Annotated in this window: 13 protein-coding genes; 10 read left to right on the forward strand and 3 right to left on the reverse strand. The window is 39.4% G+C overall.

The annotated features are described in order from the left end of the window. Both Q0992_RS00825 and Q0992_RS00830 read right to left on the reverse strand, forming a co-directional pair. The coding region (locus tag Q0992_RS00825) for a DUF1800 family protein (RefSeq protein ID WP_299519305.1) at positions 1-863 on the reverse strand (863 nt) is incomplete at its 3' end. Positions 864-1015: 152 nt separating this feature from the next. After that, positions 1016-2569: an aldehyde dehydrogenase family protein gene (locus Q0992_RS00830; protein WP_299519307.1), complete on the reverse strand. Its 1554-nt coding sequence runs from the start codon at positions 2567-2569 to the stop codon at positions 1016-1018. Between the two features lie 122 nt (positions 2570-2691). On the opposite strand from Q0992_RS00830, the gene Q0992_RS00835 reads away from it, so the two are divergent. From Q0992_RS00835 to Q0992_RS00880, 10 genes are all read left to right on the forward strand, one after another. Next, positions 2692-3798, forward strand: a complete 1107-nt coding sequence (locus tag Q0992_RS00835) for an isoaspartyl peptidase/L-asparaginase family protein (protein WP_299519309.1) — start codon at positions 2692-2694, stop codon at positions 3796-3798. A gap of 198 nt (positions 3799-3996) precedes the next feature. After that, positions 3997-4188, forward strand: coding sequence for a hypothetical protein (locus tag Q0992_RS00840; RefSeq protein WP_299519311.1), 192 nt, complete (start codon positions 3997-3999; stop codon positions 4186-4188). Positions 4189-4241: 53 nt separating this feature from the next. Further along, complete coding sequence (locus tag Q0992_RS00845) at positions 4242-4919, forward strand: hypothetical protein (RefSeq protein ID WP_367277927.1); 678 nt, start codon at positions 4242-4244, stop codon at positions 4917-4919. Positions 4920-4964: 45 nt separating this feature from the next. Further along, positions 4965-8111 (forward strand): glycosyl hydrolase, encoded by a 3147-nt coding sequence (locus Q0992_RS00850; protein WP_299519315.1) that lies wholly within the window; start codon positions 4965-4967, stop codon positions 8109-8111. A gap of 50 nt (positions 8112-8161) precedes the next feature. After that, positions 8162-8851 (forward strand): DUF6090 family protein, encoded by a 690-nt coding sequence (locus Q0992_RS00855; protein WP_299519316.1) that lies wholly within the window; start codon positions 8162-8164, stop codon positions 8849-8851. After that, positions 8844-9617 (forward strand): DUF6090 family protein, encoded by a 774-nt coding sequence (locus tag Q0992_RS00860; RefSeq protein WP_299519318.1) that lies wholly within the window; start codon positions 8844-8846, stop codon positions 9615-9617. The genes Q0992_RS00855 and Q0992_RS00860 overlap by 8 nt, the downstream gene beginning before the upstream one ends. 295 nt (positions 9618-9912) lie before the next feature. After that, a complete protein-coding gene (locus Q0992_RS00865; RefSeq protein WP_299519320.1) occupies positions 9913-15504 on the forward strand; it encodes an alpha-2-macroglobulin in 5592 nt (1863 codons plus the stop codon). A 158-nt stretch (positions 15505-15662) separates the two neighbouring features. After that, the gene (locus Q0992_RS00870; RefSeq protein ID WP_299519322.1) at positions 15663-16508 is read left to right on the forward strand and encodes an SH3 domain-containing protein; all 846 of its coding nucleotides are present in this window, start codon (positions 15663-15665) and stop codon (positions 16506-16508) included. A 13-nt stretch (positions 16509-16521) separates the two neighbouring features. Continuing rightward, positions 16522-16815, forward strand: a complete 294-nt coding sequence (locus tag Q0992_RS00875; protein ID WP_299519324.1) for a hypothetical protein — start codon at positions 16522-16524, stop codon at positions 16813-16815. A gap of 2 nt (positions 16816-16817) precedes the next feature. Beyond that, positions 16818-17126 carry an antibiotic biosynthesis monooxygenase gene (locus Q0992_RS00880; RefSeq protein WP_299519327.1) on the forward strand — a complete coding sequence of 103 codons (309 nt, stop codon included), beginning with the start codon at positions 16818-16820 and terminating at the stop codon, positions 17124-17126. Here Q0992_RS00880 and Q0992_RS00885 read toward each other — a convergent pair whose 3' ends face one another. Further along, positions 17127-20648 carry a T9SS type B sorting domain-containing protein gene (locus tag Q0992_RS00885; protein ID WP_299519329.1) on the reverse strand — a complete coding sequence of 1174 codons (3522 nt, stop codon included), beginning with the start codon at positions 20646-20648 and terminating at the stop codon, positions 17127-17129. Positions 20649-20654: the final 6 nt, after the last annotated feature.

Here is a 20654-nt window from a genome sequence, read left to right on the forward strand (position 1 = left end):
TAAAACCAGTCTGACATAAAAAGAAAGCGCATCAAATTTTCGATACTGTAATCTTTATAAAAAACATCTGTCATCGCTTCTATATGATGTCTATTAGGAATAGGGTTTACAAAATAACGGTATATCTTATCTGAGATAAAACGTGCACATTGCTTATGTTCTAGAATAATATCAATAATATCGTCACCATTAAATTTCCCTATTCTATCAAAAAAGATCTTTGAGTCATAATCATGTTGAAGCCTTCTAAAAATAAATTCCCCATTAAAATTATGGCTATATCCTGTAAAAGCCCTAGCACTCTCTTTAATATCTTTTTCTGAATAATGGCCTTCCCCCAAAGTAAACAGTTCCATCAATTCGCGAGCAAAGTTCTCATTGGGCTTTTGCTTTCTGTTCTGCTTACCATTTAAGTATTTAAGCATACTTGTTTCCTTGGAAATGGCCTTAACAAAATCACCAAAATGTCCAAGTGCAAAGTATCTAAGCGTATTATTGTATTGCAGCATATGCTTCGGATGTCGATCTCTACATACAAAATGATTGGCCCAAAATAAGGTCATCCGTTCTCTGAGTAGCTCTTTAGGATGTACCATACGCTCTATCCAAGCATAGTTAAGCTTTAAAATGGTTTTGGTATTTTTTTCGCGTATTTCTTTTGCCAGAGATGGGAAGTCCTTAATATCGCTTGGACTAACCCCTTCTAAATAGGATAAGTTAACAGTAAGCGGTGTAAAGGTTTGAGCGTTTTCAAAAAGTGCATCAACAATAGCTTTTCTATTTAAAGACCTTTTTGACTGTGCTTTGGGATTTATCCCAAAACCTGCACGCCAATATAAATGCTGAAGTTCTTTTTGATTCATATAGATTAGACTCGTTATAAACGTAATGGTTTAATAACTACAATAACTGTTCCTAAACTATAATTTTTTAATGAGACTTTAATAAAAAACCATTCCTGATTTAGGAATGGTTTTTTATTTCAATTATTTTGAAGTAATTTATATTGTTATGCCTATAAATCAAACTTAATCCCTTGTGCTAAAGGTAGTTCTGTTGTATAGTTAATCGTGTTTGTTTGACGACGCATATAAATTTTCCAAGCATCAGAGCCAGACTCACGTCCTCCACCAGTTTCTTTTTCGCCTCCAAAAGCACCACCAATTTCTGCGCCTGAAGTTCCGATATTCACATTGGCAATACCACAGTCCGAACCTGCATGCGATAAGAAACGTTCGGCTTCACGTAAATTATTGGTCATAATAGCTGAAGACAATCCTTGTGCCACACCATTTTGGATTTCAATAGCATTGGTAACATCACCTGAATATTTTAATAAGTATAATACTGGAGCAAAAGTTTCATGTTGTACGATGTCGAAGGAATTATCAGCTTCAGCAATCGCTGGCTTTACATAACAACCGCTTTCATAACCTTCACCAGAAAGCACAGCACCTTCAACCACAATATTTCCACCTTCTTCAACAACTTTATCCAAAGCAGTTTCGTACATTTTCACAGCATCGATATCAATTAATGGTCCAACATGATTATTTTCATCCAATGGGTTTCCGATACGCAACTGCTTGTAGGCATCAACAATCGCGTTTTTCACTTTATCATAAATAGAGTCGTGTATAATCAAACGACGTGTACTTGTGCAACGTTGGCCACAAGTCCCTACTGCACCAAATACAGCTCCGATAACTGTCATTTTTATGTCAGCATCTGGAGTTACAATAATGGCATTATTACCACCTAATTCCAATAGGGACTTTCCTAAGCGCCCAGCAACTTCCTTGGCTACTATTTTTCCCATTCTGGTAGAACCGGTAGCTGACACCAAAGGTACACGTGTGTCTTTGGTCATCATTTCCCCAACACGATAATCACCATTGATTAAACAAGAAATACCCTCGGGTAAATTATTTTCAGCCAAAACCTCAGCAATAATGTTCTGGCAAGCCACACCACAAACAGGTGTTTTTTCTGAGGGTTTCCAAATACAAGTATCGCCACAAATCCATGCTAATGCCGTATTCCAAGACCAAACCGCCACCGGAAAATTAAAAGCAGAGATAATCCCAACGACCCCTAGAGGATGATATTGCTCGTACATGCGATGTCCTGGTCGCTCAGAGTGCATGGTTAATCCATGAAGCTGACGTGACAACCCAACTGCAAAATCACAGATGTCAATCATTTCTTGGACTTCACCTAATCCTTCTTGATAAGATTTACCCATTTCATAAGACACCAGTTTACCTAAAGCTTCTTTCTTTTCCCTTAACTTTTCACCAAACTGACGCACTATTTCGCCTCGTTGTGGAGCAGGCATTACTCTCCAAGTTTTAAAAGCTTCTGTAGCTGCAGACATGGCTTTCTCATAATCCTTTTTTGTGGATGATTTTACTTTAGCAATTAACTGACCATCAACCGGAGAATAGGATTCTATAATTTCTCCGTTTGAAAAATTGTCAGAACCTGTTGATGTGCCTTCATTTATGTCTTTAACTCCTAATTGTTTTAAAGCTTCCTTAATTCCGAAATCCGTAGCAACTGCTTGCATATATATGTGTTTTTTATCAATAATTAAATAATGGCATAAAATTACTAATAAAAACCCAATTTTACTTGAAGCATGCGTTCTAAAAATGTAACTTTAGAGCACTTATAAAATCATAATCCATCATGAAAAAGATTATCCCATTTGTTCTTGTTTTATGTTTATGCTTTTCATGCAAGAATGAAAGTACTTCAAAGACAATCGCAGAGGTAGAAAACCCAATTGAAAGCACTATAGAAAAACCAGAATTTGCCATTATTATCCACGGTGGTGCTGGTACTATTCTCAAAAAGAATATGACTCCTGAAAAAGAAGCAGCCTATAAGGCCAAGCTAGAAGAAGCTATTAGAGTGGGTTATGAGATTTTGAAAAATGGTGGGAGCAGTCTTGATGCTGTAGAAAAGACGATTAATGTTATGGAAGATTCTCCACTTTTTAATGCAGGAAAAGGTGCTGTATTTACTAATGCGGAGACTAATGAACTCGACGCCTCAATTATGGATGGTAAAACGTTAAATGCTGGTGCTTCTGCAGGAACAACCAATATTAGAAATCCGATTAACTTAGCAAGAGCTGTGATGGAAAAATCAAAACATGTGATGCTCTCTGGCAAAGGTGCTGAAACCTTCGCTGAAGAACAGGGATTAACCACAGTCGACCCATCTTATTTTCATACAGATAGACGTTTAGAATCCCTTAAACGCGTTAAGGATCGTGAAGCTAAAGCTTTGATAAACTCAGCTGCCAAATCAGGAAAAGTGGATACTGAATCTGCTTATTTAGACTTTTACGATGCAGACATTAAGAACGCTAAATTCGGCACTGTAGGTTGCGCTGCCTTGGACAAAAATGGAAATTTAGCTGCAGGTACTTCCACAGGAGGCATGACCAACAAACGTTACGGTAGAGTTGGTGACGCACCAATTATTGGGTCTGGCACTTATGCCAACAATGCGACCTGTGCCGTGTCTAGTACAGGTTGGGGAGAATACTTTATCAGAGCACAAGTGGCTCACGATATTTCTGCGCTTATGGATTATAAAGGGTTAAGCCTTAAAGAAGCTGCTAAAATTGTTTTGGGTAAAGTTGCTGATTTAGGAGGAGATGGCGGCATTGTCGCTATGGACAAAAATGGCAATATGGTGGCTGAGTTTAATACAGCTGGTATGTACAGAGCCACAATGAACGATAAAGGAGAATTGACGATAGGTATTTATGAAAATAAAGATTAAAAGTCACTTCGAGTAAAATTGTAAAGCAATTTTGTATCGAGAACTCTTTTAAGTCATGACTTAAAAGAGTTCTCGATACGATTTCAATAAATTGAAATCACTCGAAGTGACATTCTGTAACATTTCATTATCTTCATACACATATATTTAGCCAGCCATCTACTACTTAACGTCCCTACTTTTTAAAAACCAACCATCATGGGGCTATTTTGGGACCTTATCCAACAAAGTGAAATTGAAAAACAAAAAGGAAAAGCTGAATCTTTAGAACAACGCGTTGCTGATTTAGAACAAGAGCTAGAAACTACCAAAGACTTACTTTTAAGAACACTGCGTATACTTGAGGAACGCTCTGGACAGGATATTAATAATGATGGCGTGATAGGATAGTCATGATTAAATTTTTCAGACATATCCGTAGATCTTTATTAGCACAAAACAAAATGGGGAAATACTTTAAATATGCCATTGGCGAAATTATTCTTGTAGTTATTGGGATACTTATTGCGTTACAAATCAATAATTGGAATGAACACCGAAATCAGCAAAATATTCTGAATAATATTTACGCTACGATTAAAGTAGACTTAGAAGAGGATATAAGAAGTATTAACAAAGTGATTACTACAAATGAAGACTTAGAAAAAATCTATTGGGGAATTATAAATAAAAAGATAGAAAAGGAAGATTTTAAAAATTGTGAGGATTGCTGGCAAATCAATATGAGCTATTCAGATTTTAAATTACATAGAAATGGAATTGACCTGTTATTAGATTACAACAAAAATCATGATACTTCTAAAGACTCCTTAGCTATTAAACTAAAAAACCTATATAATGATTTAGGACATAATATAGAGGTGAGTATTGCAGAGCTTAAGGAAGAAATAGGCAATTACAACACAAGTATAATAAATAATGCGCCGTGGTTTACTGATGTTGTTAATGGTAAATATTCCGAAGAATTTGTGGAATATGCTTTTACTAATGTAAGATATAGAAATACAGCAACAATAGTTCATTTTTTTACTTACGAAAAATACCTCCCAAGCCTAAAATCTTATAAAGAAAAAAGTCTAGAACTTATTGATGCAATTAACGATTATCTAGAAACAAAGTGATTAATTTCATTTAACAAATACTAACCTCTAACCTTATCAAAAAAAATGAAAAAAGTAAGACTTCTTGTCATTTGTGCATTTCTTCTGCCGATAACCGCCTATGCTCAAAAACGTAAAAAGACATCCAGTGAACCTGAAATTAAACTTGCAGATTCCATGTTTCATGGCTTAAAATGGCGTAATATTGGGCCATTTAGGGGTGGACGAAGTGTCGCCTCGTCTGGTGTTATTGGGCAACCACATACCTATTACATGGGTTCTACTGGTGGTGGAGTATTTAAAACTACGGATGCAGGCATCACTTGGAAAAATATTTCTGACGGTTTCTTTAAAACAGGCTCTGTTGGTGCTATTGCTGTATCCGAAAGCGATACCAATATTGTGGTTGTGGGTATGGGAGAACACGCCGCTCGTGGAGTTATGACCTCAATGGGCGATGGTGCGTATAAGTCTATGGATGCCGGAAAAACCTGGAAGCATATTGGTTTGGAGAATGCACATCATATTTCGGATGTGATTATACATCCCACAAATCCTGATGTCATCTATGTTAGTGCCCAAGGTGCACAATATGCCCCAACCAACGAAAGAGGTATTTACAAAACCATTGATGGAGGCCAAACTTGGGAACAAGTGCTATTTGTCAATACTACCACCGGTGCGTCCTCTTTATCTATGGACATGACCAATCCAAGGATTTTATATGCTGCTATGTGGCAACATCGTCGCTATCCATGGCTTATAGAATCTGGCGGTGAACATTCTGGATTGTATAAGTCTGTCGATGGCGGTGAGACTTGGAATCAACTTGAAAAAGGTCTTCCAGAAGCCTTTGGTAAAGCTGGAATTTCAGTTTCCAGGGCAAATGCAGAACGCGTGTTTGCAGTCATAGAAGCCGAAGGTAAAAAAGGAGGTGTGTATCGCTCTGATGATGCTGGTAAAACTTGGAAGCAGGTTAATGGTAATCGGGTTAATATTGCACGATCATGGTATTATATGGAAGTTTTTGCCGATCCACAAAATGAAAATGTGGTCTACGTATTAAATGCTCCAGTTATGAAATCTATTGATGGCGGTCGAAGTTTTTTCAATGTTCCTGTACCCCATGGAGACAACCATCATTTATGGATAAACCCATACGATAATTCTAACCTCATCAACTCTAATGATGGAGGCGCTAATATCTCTTTCAACGGCGGAAAAAGTTGGAGCACACAACAAAATCAATCAACATCGCAATTTTATCGTGTGATTACGGATAATTTGGTGCCCTACAATGTTTACGGAGGACAGCAAGACAACTCTGCAATTGCCATTGCCAGTCGCACCAATGATGGAGGCATTGATTGGAAGGATTGGTATTCGGTAGCAGGGGGAGAAAGTGCATTCTTAGCATTCGATCCAGATAATCCTGCAACGGTTTATGGTGGTACTTATCAAGGCAATATTAGTAAATGGACCAAATCGTCTAGAGCACAAAAATCCATTAAACAATATCCAGAATTAGGATTAAGCATTGCTCCAAAAGATTCTAAGTATCGCTATAATTGGAATGCCCCAATTATTTCTTCACCACATAATAGATCCACGATTTATCATGCAGGTAATGTGGTTTTTAAAACTACAGATGGAGGCACGAGCTGGACCATTGTAAGTCCAGATTTAACCAAGAATGAAAAAGACAAACATGGTCCTGGTGGTGGGCCTTACACCAATGAAGCTGCTGGTGGTGAGAATTACAATACCATTACAGCTCTAGTAGAGTCCCAACATGAAGAAGGTGTTCTTTATGCTGGTACGGATGATGGTTTATTGCACATAACTAAAGATGGTGGTAACACTTGGAATAATATAACACCAAAGGGCATTACCGATGGTATTATTAACAGCATAGATATCTCAGAACATAATCCTACAACTGCCTATATTGTGGTGATGCGGTACAAATCTTTAGACCTCAACTCTTATATTTTTAAAACCACTGATTATGGAAAATCGTGGACTAAAATCGTCAATGGTTTGGATGACCCTAATGGATTCACTAGAGTGGTGAGAGCAGATAAAAAACGTAAAGGATTATTGTATGCTGGTACAGAAACCGGACTGTTTGTATCTAATGACGACGGAGCCAATTGGCAACGCCTAAACTTAGGTTTACCAGTAGTCGCCATTAACGATTTAATCATTCAAGATAATGATTTGGTAGCTGCAACATCTGGTCGTGGATTTTGGGTCTTAGATGATGTAGGTGCATTGCAACAAATGGAGGTCAATGAAGGCGATTTGGCCCTATACAACCCAAAACCAAGCTATCGCATTTTTGGTGGTGTATCAAAGGCTATCGGTCAAGGTCAAAACCCTAAGTCTGGTATTACGTTTGATTATTACTTACCTAAGGATTCAGATACCTTAGACTTAAAACTTGAGATTTTAGAGGGTTCTAAAATCATTAGAACTTACACCAATAAGGCACCTAAAGATTTTAAATCTTGGCCTGGCGGACCCTCGAAACCTCAAGTGCTACCATCAAAAAAAGGTTATAATCGGTTTACTTGGGACTTTAATAGAGCGGCTTTGCCAGCCATAAATAAGGTCTTTGTTTTTGGCGGACTTTCAGGGTCTAGTGTTGCGCCAGGAAATTATACGTTGAGGTTAACGTTGGAAGGGGAAAGTGTTGAGACCACAGCCACCATTCTTCCAAATCCAGCTATTAATTCCAATCCTCAAGATTTTATAGAACAGCAAGACATGTTGGTTTCTATTGAGAATACCATAAGAGATATGCATAAATCGGTCAACCAAATGCGATCGGCGAAAACGCAACTTAAGGGTTACGCCAAACTGCTAAAAGATAACGAGACCGCTAAACCTTTAATTGAGAAGGGTGAGGCCTTGATAAAACGCATTAATAATTGGGAAGAACATTTAATACAAGAAAAGCAAAAGACCTTTCAGGATGTGATTAATTTTAACAACAAACTCAATGCACAACTTATTAATCTAAAAGGATACATAGACCAAGCCAACCCAAAAGTGACTCAAGGCGCTAAAGAAAGACTTAAGGACTTATTGAACGATTGGCAAGTGTATAAAACGGAACGCGATGCTATTATTAATACTGAGATGGGTGCTTACAACAGTACGTATAAGTCTTTAAACTTACCTGCACTTATTCTAAGTAAGAATAACTAATGATTAAATTCTTCCGTCATATTCGTCGTTCACTAATTAACCAAAACGATATGGGTAAATACTTTAAATATGCTGTTGGCGAAATTCTTCTTGTGGTTATAGGGATTTTGATTGCATTACAGATTAATAACTGGAATCAACATCAAAAGGATTTAAAAACCGAATCTCAGATTCTTAATAGTTTACATCAAGAGTTTAAGACAAACTCTAATCTTCTAAAGGGTATCATTGAAGTCAATACAGACGTAACCAATACCTGCACAATATTAATGGACGTTTCATTACATGCCAATAAAAACAAAATAAATTTAGACAGTTTGCTCTATAACGCTCTTGAAGGAAAACCATTTATATCATCTAATAACACGTACACCGAAATTATAAATACTGGAGAGATAGAACTCATCCAGAATGAGAATGTAAAAAGTTTACTTTTCGAATATAACCGAATGATCAACAGCAACAAATCAACATACAGTTTGTTTGAAAAATGGTTGGAAGAGCATATTCTACCCTACTTAGCTCAACACATTTCTTTAAGAAATATTGATAAATACGGCGCTATGGCATGGAAGAAATCTTCAAGATTTGATCATGACCTATCAGTCATTTTAAATGACAGAACATTTGAAAATCTAATTGATAATAACATTTATCACTTAAATCGGTTAAATGAAGAGTATAACAATCTACTCAGAATTTCTGAAGAACTTATAAAAGTAACCGAAGCAAATGATTAAATTCTTCCGTCATATCAGAAAATCATTGATAGAACAAAACAAAATGGGAAAATACTTTAAATACGCTATCGGTGAAATCCTTCTTGTAGTGATTGGCATACTGATTGCACTTCAGATTAACAACTGGAATGAGGATAAAAAGGCCCATAAAATAGAAGTCACTTACTTAGAATCCTTAAGAACTGAATTCACGGCAAATTTAAATGCACTGAATACATCAATTTCAAAATGCAATAGACTAGTAAATCAATTAGATGAAATCCTTACCTTCTTTGAACCCAAAAAATTAGATACACTAAAATCTGAGTATATTGCAAAATCCTTAGGAAACACTTTACAATACAATGTGAGTTTTAACCCAATAAGGGCCGTACAAACCGAGCTCATTAGCTCAGGAAACCTAAAACAAATTAGTAATACTGAGCTTAGACAGAGAATTGCGGACTTTGAAACTTATTTAGATATTATCTCAAAACAAGAAAACAACGCTAAAACTATAAACAGCGATATCGGCTCGCAAATTTCTAGACGCGTTAGTTTTAGGCCACTCTTTGAGGCTATTGGTTATAACATCTCGGGAAATTCAGAATTCTCTAATTCTAATGTGAAATTACTATTTAAATCATTTGAGTTAGAAAATAATTTCATTTTATATCAGGCCATTAGCAAAACCACATCTTCAGTTTATTACTCGGGTTTAAAAGAAGATATTAATGCCATTCTTAATATTATAGAAGAAGAGCTCAGCCCAAACGCTCACCGATGATTAAATTCTTCCATCCATTGGAGTGTTTTGTGTTATGCTGAACAGCCTGCACTGAGCTTGGTCGAAGTATTGAAACACAAACAAGATATATTAGGAATTTATTTGGCGCATAATTCTTAAAACTTCTCGATAAAATTTCAATAATTTGAAAGCACTCGAAGCGACATTTTTTAACTTTAAGAACAATTTAACAACAACCAAAAATCTAAACGTTTAAAAAGTGGCGTACTTATTTAACAAGAAAGCACCTACCCTTCTTTTTTACTGAAGTTTTATTTTAATACCATCATCAACTATGCAAATCAAAAAGCACATTACCTTCCTAGCTCTAATCGTAATCGCTACATCATGTAAAAAAAAGCCAGTAGAAACTGATAATATTTTTAAGTATAGGGATTATATAAGCTATACAACTTCAGGTCGCGTGTCGGTAATGCAGCCCATTAAAATTAATTTAGCTAAAGCCGTTGAAGGATGGGAAGCTGAACAAGAGTTGAAAACCAAATTGGTAAAAATGCATCCTTATGTACAAGGGACTCTAAAAACACTAAATAAACATACGCTATTATTCACACCAGACGAACCTTTAGAACCAGACACAGAATATACAGTAACTGTAAAGCTAAATGATATTTATAAAGACATTCCAAATGAGTTTGAGTATTATACCTTTCAGTTCAAAACCATAAGACCAAGCTTTAATATTCTTACCAATAACTTGCAATCCTATAGTAAAGAATGGCAATATGTCTTAGGCGCTTTAAGATCAGCTGATGTCATAAAATTAGAAGATGCCAAGCAATTGGTTTCAGCTTCACAAAATAAAAAAGACCTAAATATGGTATGGTTAGAAGTATCTGAGCCTTCAAAATATTTTGAATTTAGAATTGACAGTATTGAACGCCAAATGGAGGATAGTAAGGTCAACATCTCTTGGAATGGTAAAGCCATAAAAGCCGAAAATAAAGGAGAGAACTCCATTACTATTCCTGGCAAGAACAACTTTACGATTGTAGAGACTAACGTTATTCAAAATCCGGAGCAATACTTATCCATTAACTTTTCCGACCCACTGAAGAAGCAACAGAATTTTGCAGGACTAGTCACCATTCAAAATGTAAAAAACCCTAAATACATTGTTGATGGCAATGTTTTAAAAGTCTATCCCGATAACAAATTAGTAGGAGATATCAGAGTTGACGTTTTTACAGGGATTAAGAGCACAGATGGTTTTAAGCTCAAAAATCCATTTACGCAAACCTTAACCTTCGAAGAACTAAAACCACAGATTCGTTTAATAATTAATGGTTCAATCTTACCTAATTCGCAGGACCTAAAATTCAATTTTGAAGCTGTTAACCTCGGTAAAGTTGACGTAAGAATCATCAAAATATTTGAAGATAACGTGTTGCAGTTTTTGCAAGAGAACAATATGAATAGCAACTATGAAAACAGCATCAAACGTGTAGGAAGACGAATCGCTAAAGAGACCATTACACTTATTGATGATGAAAAACAGAATACTGGTAAATGGAAAGCCTATAGTCTTGATCTTTCAAAATATTTGAATGTAGACCCTGGGTCTATTTATAGAGTTGAATTAAGCTTTAAACGTGAGTATTCTTTATACGATTGTGCATCAAATGTGGAAACTACAGCTATTGAAGAGGATGATTACTATGACGATTATTATTACGATGATTACTACGAAGACGATTTTTACGCATCGGATGATATTAGCGAAGAAGAGCAAGATCTTAAAGAAGAACGTTACTGGGATAATCTGAGTTATAGCTATAAAAACACAAACTACCGTTGGAGAGATAGAGACAAACCATGTACAGATTCTTACTATAATTATGGCAATAGAACTGTTGCTGCTAATCTCATAGGCTCCAATCTAGGTGTCATTGCAAAACAAGGCAACGACAATACCTATTTCCTTGCAGTTACTAATATTCTTTCCACAAACCCTGAAAGTGCAGCCAGAGTTACTTTGTACAATTACCAACAACAAGAACTGGCAAGTGGATCAACAAATACAGAGGGTATTATAGAAATTGATTCAAAAAAGCGAGCAGCTTTCGCCATCGTTTCAAAAGGTAAAAATATTAGCTATATCAAATTGTTTGACGGCAACTCTTTATCGCTCAGTAAATTCGACGTGTCTGGGAACAGATTACAACGCGGCTTAAAAGGCTATATCTATGGTGAACGTGGCGTTTGGAGACCTGGAGACAGTTTATTCTTAACCTTTGTTCTTAATGATAAGGCCAATAAACTACCTAAACGCCATCCCGTGAAATTGGAAATTACAGATCCCGTTGGTAAACTCGTCTACAGAAAAGTATCCATAGACAACATTAATAATTTCTTTGATTTTAAGGTGCCTACTTCATCAGATTATAAAACCGGCAACTATAATGCAAAGGTCTCAGTTGGTGGAGCTAATTTTTCCAAAAATCTAAAAATCGAAACCGTAAAGCCCAATCGTTTAAAGATTAAAATTGATTTTAAAGATAAAGTGCTTACCAACAATAAACCGCTACAAGGAAATTTAAATGTAGCTTGGTTACATGGTGCACCTGCTAAAAATCTAAAAGCTGAAATCAAAGCAAAATTCACCAATAAAACAACAAGCTTTGAAGGTTATAACAACTATATCTTTAACGACCCAACAAAACGATTTAATACTGAAGAAACTAATGTCTTTGAAGGTAATTTAGATGCCGAAGGCAATGCTAAGGTTAATTCAGAATTAAATATTGGTAAAAATGCACCAGGTATGTTGAATGCGCAATTCTTAGTAAGAGCTTTTGAAAATGGCGGTGATTTTTCACTTGATGCCTTCACAATACCATACGCGCCTTATGAGAGTTTTATCGGTCTAAGATCACCTAATGGGAGTCGTTACGGTTCTTATTTCACCGATGAGAATCACACTTTTGATATCGCCACAGTGAGTGCAGAAGGTAAACCTGTTCAACGTCAAAACTTAGAAGTCAAAATCTATAAAATTGAATGGCGATGGTGGTGGAATTCATCGTACGATAATCTCTCAAGTTACGTGTCTAGCAACTATCACAGACCTGTACAACAGTATGTAATCAATACAGATGCTAGAGGAAAAGCTAGCTTTAAAGTAAATATCCCAGAAAACGATCGTGGTCGTTACTTAATTAGAATCGTAGATCCAGTTAGTGGACACGCCACAGGTCGTACAGCATATTTCTATAAAAATTGGTGGTCTAATGCAACATCAGGAGATAAAGATGCTGCCAAGATGTTGGTGTTTTCAACAGATAAAGACAATTATAATGTTGGAGAAATAGCAAAATTAACGTTTCCTTCAGGGTCAGAAGGCAGGGCATTAGTGAGTATAGAAAACGGAACCGAGGTACTACAACATCAATGGATAAAAACAAAACCAGGTGAAACGACTGTGGATATTCCTGTGACTTCAGAAATGGCACCAAATGTCTTTATCAATATTTCACTCTTACAACCACATGCCATAACATCAAATGATTTACCGATTCGTCTTTATGGGGTTATTCCAATGATGGTTGAAAATCCTAAAACAAAGCTAGAACCACAGATTAACATGCCCGATGTCATTCGGCCCGAGCAATCTTACGAAATAAAAGTATCCGAAAAGAACAATAAACCAATGACCTATACCATTGCTGTCGTTGAGGAAGGTTTGTTGGACTTAACACGCTTTAAAACACCAAATGCTTGGAACAGTTTTTATGCGCGTGAAGCTTTAGGCGTAAAAACTTGGGATATTTTTGATGATGTCATTGGTGCCTATTCTGGTAGCATTGATCAAGTATTTGCCATAGGTGGTGATGGAGCGGCAGTTAAAGGCAAAAACAAAAAAGCCAATCGTTTTAAACCTGTGGTAACGTATTTAGGCCCATTCTTATTAAAAGAAGGGCAGACCAAAACACACCAACTAAAAATGCCAAATTATGTTGGTGCAGTAAGAACTATGGTCGTCGCAGGTAATAATAGCAAAGAGGCTTATGGTAGTACCGAAAAATCTGTACGAGTCAAAAAACCATTAATGGTATTGGCGACATTACCAAGAAAGCTAAGTCCAGGCGAAAAAGTAACGCTACCTGTAACGGTTTTTGCTATGGAAAATAAAGTAAAAAACGTCGATCTTTCATTGAATCTAAGTGATGGTATTACAGTAAAAGGCAACAAAACACAATCCCTCCAATTTAATAAACCAGATGAGAAAATGGTGTACTTTGAATTAGATGTTACCAAAGCAAAAGGAATTAATACCATTGAAGTGGTGGCAACAGGGCATGGTGAAAGATCAACTTATAAAGTAGAAATCGATGTTGAGAATCCAAACCCAATGACCTCAAGAGTTATTGATAATGAAATACAAGCTAATGCTAATACAACGATTGACTTTACAACATTTGGAGTACCAGGGACAAATTCAGCGTTGGTAGAATTTTCAACATTGCCACCGATGGATTTTTCAAGGCGCATGGCTTACTTAATTCGCTATCCTCATGGTTGTGTAGAGCAAACCACATCAAGTGTATTTCCGCAATTATACTTAGCTGATATCTTTGATTTAACGGAGAAAAAGAAAAAAGAAGTGCAGCGTAATATTGAAAATGGGATTAGACGTTTAGGCAATTTTCAGAATCCAGATGGAGGTTTGGGCTATTGGATGGGTGAAAATACAGCAACCGATTGGGGCACAAGTTATGTTGGCCATTTTATGATTGAAGCCGAGAAAAAAGGATTTGTTTTGCCACTAACCTTTAAGAGCAATTGGATTGCTTACCAAAGGCAAGCTGCGCGTGATTGGAGACCTAGTTACAGAATTTACAATAGTGATTTAGCCCAAGCTTACCGATTATATACGTTAGCTTTAGCCGGAAGTCCTGATTTAGCAAGTATGAATAGACTGCGAGAGTTTAGCGAAATCTCCAATGATGCTAAGTGGAGATTAGCAGCAGCCTATGCTTTAGCAGGTCAAAAAGAAGCCAGTGATGCCATTTCCAAAACAGCAAATATTGATTTCCAACCACTAAAACCAGATAGTTATACCTATGGATCATTACATAGAAATAGAGCTATGGCACTTGAAACCATGTTGCTTACTAATGATTCTAATAAAGTAAACATAGCGAAATCCATCGCCAAATCTCTATCAGGTAACCAATGGATGAGTACGCAAACCACAGCGTACAGTTTACTAGTAATCGGTAAATTTATTACTCAAAATGGTGGAAAAGATTTGAAACTAACCTATACCATTAATGGGGAAAAGGAAACAATCGATACCAAAAATGGTATGGCACAACGTCGTATTCCAATTAAGGATGGGTTAAATCAATTAACTGTAAAAAATGAAAAAGGTAATATCGCTTATGTTCGCATTCTAAATTCGGGTAAACTAAAACTAGGTAAAGAACTGGCAGTACAACGTGGCTTCTCAATTTCTACAGTTTATAAAGATTTGCGAGGCAATAAAATTGATATTTCCAACTTACAGCAAGGGCAAGATTTTGTCGCAACAGTAAGTATTTCGAACCTAACAAGTGATTCTGTCAATGATGTGGCATTAACACAAATTTTCCCATCAGGTTGGGAAATTGTAAATACACGTTTTACTGATTTTGGGGATACCACGGTAAGTAAAGCAAGACATACAGATATTAGAGATGATCGTGTTAATTTCTATTTTAATATGAATAGAAAAGGAAATTACAGTACCAAAACCTTTACTGTGATGCTCAATGCGTCCTATTTAGGTACCTATTACCTTCCAGGAGCACAAGCCGAAGCCATGTACAACAATGATGACTATTTGGTAAGAAATAAAGGACAATGGGTCACAGTCAAAAAATGACCTAAAATGTCATTTCGAACGAATGTGAGAAATCTCATAACGATATTACTTAACGATTATTTGAGATTCTTCAACTCCGAATACGTTTGGAATCATATGAACAACAGACTGAATCTAGAAAAACAAACCGCTAAAATGTTTAACTCAAAACAAGTATTATGAACTATTTAAAAATTATTTTAGCGATTGGATTACTATTCAATTTAGCAGTTGTAACTGCCCAACAGGACGAAGCTTATGTAGCTGCTGAAAGTGGTCTCTCCCTTAGAGAGCAACCAGATATCAGTGCAAAAATGTTAAGTAAATTAGCTTATGGAGAAGCTATAGGGATTTTAGAAAAAACGGATAAAAAACTAGTCATTCTCGATGCTGGTAAAAAAATCAGTGGTGAGTGGGTAAAGGTAGAAACCCGAACCCATATTGGTTATGTGTTCGATGGGTATTTGTCACCAAATAAAATTGCCAGAACTATAAGAATGAATTTGAACAATCTGAAGGTTGAGATAAAAAATGTAGCGACAAGTGATTACAAAAGAACCCATGATTTAAAATATGAAGATAAAGCCACAATAAATGTAGATGCTAGTGATACACCTGAAGGGAAACAAATCATTTTAGTTGATAACGATTATAAGCAGGTAAGCTTATTTCAACGTTATGAAAACAGTTTTTCCTTTATGAGTGCCGATACACAATGCAGCACCAACGAATGGACACAATTTGATACTGAATGGAAACCACTTAAGCAATTAAAATCTAATACATTTCAAACATTAATCTATACCGAAAAGGATTGGTTAGACTTTATAGAATCAGCAACTAAAAATCTAAAAGACGATGTAGTAGATAAATGCGGAGAAGATTGGTTGGCTTATGTAAAGACTATTGAAAATATTAAAGATTTCCCTGTAAGCGTTACTACTAACCGTGTATATATTAAATTTATATTGACTGATTTTGAAGACAACATTACAGAAAAAATAATTGAATTTGAAATGCCTTAGAGTTGATTCGTTTATGCGATTAAACAAGTTATTCATCTTTCTAGTTTTTAGTTTCATAATCAGTTGTAAAAACCATTATAATGAAACAATTGAATGGGCAGATAATCTTCAGAACGGACTAAGTATTGAATCTGTTATGAAAGTACAACCTCATTTCATAAAAATTGATTGGAAAAACCCAAGACATATTGAAAATGAAAAATGGTATTTGATTACTGAAATTAAAGGAAATGATGATTCTTTGAGAATGTCTCATTATTTAGTATTCAAAGACGATAAGTATCAATATAGAGAGTCAAAAAAATAAGAATGAAAACTTTTAAACCATACTTTGCTGTAATATTTACATCAACTCATACCGAAAACATCGAAGGTTATTCTGAAATGGCAACTAAAATGGAAGACCTTGCTAAAGAACAAAACGGGTTTTTAGGAATTGATAGTGCCAGAAATGATATAGGTATTACAGTAAGCTATTGGGAAAGTTTAGAAGACATTAAAAATTGGAAAGCAAATACTGAGCATTTAATGGCGCAACAAAAAGGCCGAAAACAATGGTACAATTGGTATAATGTTCGTATTTGTAAAGTAGAGCGTGAATACGAATTTAAGTCTTGATTATCGTTTCAAGGTAAAATGTGCCCTAAGTTCCCTTCGCTGTCCCGTTGCGGGCTCGTCGTACTCCACCACGAACCAGTAGCCCCCCGTCGGCATCCTGCTGCCGTTGTAGGTGCCGTCCCAACCGGGGCCCAAAGGGCTGATCTGCTTCAGAAGCTTCCCGTAGCGGTCAAATATATAAATTTCCGCGCTCTCGCCGATGCCCGCGATGTTCCACGTCTCGTTCCTGCCGTCGCCGTTCGGCGTAAAGTACCGCGGGTAGTCCAGTACGAAAACGTCCACCACGGCCTCCCCGCAGCCGTTGATGTCACGGGCCCTCACCTCATGGGGCCCCGCCGATACGCCGGTGAACGTCCCGCCGGCCTGCCACGGGCCGCCGTCAAGACTGTACTCGTAGCTCTCAGGGGCACCCGGGCCCGCCTCCGCTACTATAACGTGGTTTTCTGCAAAAGCTTGTGTGCCCACAACCGCCGTCAACAACGGCGGCGCGCTCTCCACAACCTCAGTTGTAGCCGTATTGGTACAATTCGTTTGGGTCGAGGTTGTCATGTCCGTTACCGTGACGCTGTAGGTACCGCCCTGCGCGGGCACCAGAGACGGTCCCGTCTCCCCAGCCAAGGGCGTCCCGTCGAAGCTCCACTCAAAGACGTAATCCGTTTCCGATAGCCCCGTGTCCAGTACCAATGGCGCAAGTACCTCCGTGCCGTTAGTGTTGACGCACAAGATGTAGCTCTCCTCAAGGGCAAAGTTGGGCAACGGGTTCACCCGCAGGGTCAACGGCGCAACAGCAAAACAGACCGAACCGTCCCGAAGGTTGTCGAACGTCCCGTCGTTATCCAAATCCACCGCATCGCCCGATCCGTCACCGTCAACGTCAACGAACTCGAAAAGCCCGTCTGCATTCGCGTCTATCCCGTCAGACAGACCGTCACCGTCGACGTCTATAAGGTCGAAAACGCCATCACCGTCCGTATCGTAGGTATCCACCGTACCGTCAGCATCGAGGTCAAGGCCCGTTGTCAAGGCCCCAAGGTCCAGGGCTATCGGTATTACCGTTAGCGTATCGTTGTCCACGCGTGCATAAACGACCTGCGGGTTGACGACGTTCTCGTAAAGGTCGGGCAACGGGTTGACATTAAGGTTGGCATCTTCTTCCGTAGCGTAGTAGCTAACAATATAATTACCTGCATCCTGGCCGTCCAGGACGTCGGCATCCCTTGTGGAAAGGTCGAACTGTACGCTGTCGTTACTCGGGTCGCCGTCCGTCTCCATATTATCATCACATTCCTCATAAACTATAGCTTCCATATCCGGGTTGGCCTGTGCCGCTTCATCCACCTGAAGGTTAAAGCGCTGCGTGCTGATGGAACAGCCCGTAACGCTGTCGGTTATCGTTACGAAGATCTGTTGCGGGTTGCTCGTATTGGTATAGGGGCTAACCAGGGCGTTCATGCCCGATTCCGCATCGGCCAGGTCAACATGGTACGTCACTATGAACTGGCCGGGATCCTGCCCATTGAGCACCTCCGCGTCCTTGGTACTTAAATCAAAGCTGTCGAAACCGTCGGTATTGAGCTCGCAAAGGATAAAGTCCGTTACCGCCACTACCCCAGGCAACGGGTTAACACGTATGGTAAAGTCCACCACCGTGTAACAGCCCGTGATATCGTTGGTCACCCTGACATAGATCTCCTGTGCCGGGGTCTCTATATTGGTATACTGCATCGGGTCGCCTATCGCATCCGTTCCCGAGTCGGCATCTTCCGCTGTCTCGTGGTAGGTCGCCGTTACCCCCGACTCACCGTTGAGAAGGAGCGCCTCGTTCTCCGTCAGGTCGAACACCTCAAGGCCATCGCCCGTATTGATATCGTCGCATAGCTCCAAATCCGGCAACTGGTCGCTCGGCGTAGGGGTCGGATTGGGCAGCACCCTTATGGTCAACGTCGTAAAGTCCACACAGCCCGTATCGGTATCCGTCACCACAACGTATAACGTCTGAGGATTGGCAGGAAGGCCGTCTACCGACGTATTGACATACTGCGTCGGGTCCGCTATCGCACCCGTCTGTGACTGCGCGCCGGCATCGGTCTCATAATACGCCACAGACCAGCTCGCGTTGCCACCCGTAATCTCCTGATCCTTGACCGTAAGGTCGAATGCGGTCATCTCGTCCCCTGGCGATTCCCCTAGGTCGTCACATAGCTCCAAAGGGGCCGGCTGTAACGCTGTCGGCGGAAGCTCTACCTGAAGCTCGAACTCGCCAGTATCGTAACATTCCGTTGTCGGGTCATACAGACGTACATAGATCGTCTGCGGGTTGGAGATATTGGTGTAGTTGCCTACGTTGATGATGGGATCGTCACCTGATTCCGCATCTGCCGCACTAACGTGATGGGTCAGGATTACGTCCGCCGGATTCTGGGAGCCCAGTATATCCCCATCGCGTACCGTAAGGTCGAACTGCGTAAACCCGTCAGGGCCATCGTCGCAGACGATAATAGGGTCTAGAGCCGTTGGCACCTCAGGCGAGGGCACCACGATAAGCTCCAGGGTATTCAGGGTCAGTCTATAACATCCCGTAAGGGTGCTCTGGGAACGTACATAGATCATTTGGCTTCCGGGCACGATATTGGTATATGGGCTCGATAGGGCGTTGTCACCCATCTCGGCGTCCTCCAGGGTCTCGTGGTAGGTGATCACTACATCCGATTCCCCATTGGTGATATCCACCGTACGGACCGTCATATCGAATTCCGCGAAACCATCATTATCGTCGTCACAGATCTCGATGGGTTCCGGATCTTGCTCCGGTGATGGCAGCGGGTTCACCCTCAAGGTGACCGTGATCGTGCTGTAGCAGCCTGTAATATCGTTCTCGCCCCTTATATAAACCGTCTGCGGGTTGCTGGTGTTTACATAAGGGCTCGTTAATGGACCGGTCGCATTGTCTGCATCCATCTGGGTAAGGTAATAGGTCAGGGTAATCCCTGTCTGCCCATTGAGTACCTCACCGTTGGCATCCTCTAACGTAAAGGGCTCCTGCTCGTCACCGGGGTTATCAACATCGCATAGCTCCAAAGGGGAAGGCTGGGCCAGTACCGGCAACGGGTTGACGATAAGCTCCAGACTGGTGACCTTATAACAGCCTTCCACAGTATTGGTGTCCTCCACGCGGACCCAGACCGTCTGCATGCCCATATCGGTATTGGTAAAGGCATTGGGCGTGGCTATGGGGTTCACCGGTGCGTTCGCATCGGCCTCACTAAGGTAATAGCCCACCGTATACTGCATAGGGTCCAGACCGTCCAGGACCTCGGGGGCCTTTGTCGTTAGGTCGAACGTCGCAAACCCGTCCGCCGAGGCATCGTCGCACGCCTCCAAGGGCGTCGGGGACACGATCTGCGGGCTCGGCTCCACTATTAGCTCCAACTCCACTATCGTCGCACAGTCCGTGGCTATGGTCGCGCTCTCCACCCTTGCATACAGGGTCTGCGCGTCCACGACGATGTTGTTGTAGTCCACGCTCGT

Source organism: Winogradskyella sp., assembly GCF_028289625.1.
Classification (GTDB): Bacteria; Bacteroidota; Bacteroidia; order Flavobacteriales; family Flavobacteriaceae; genus Winogradskyella.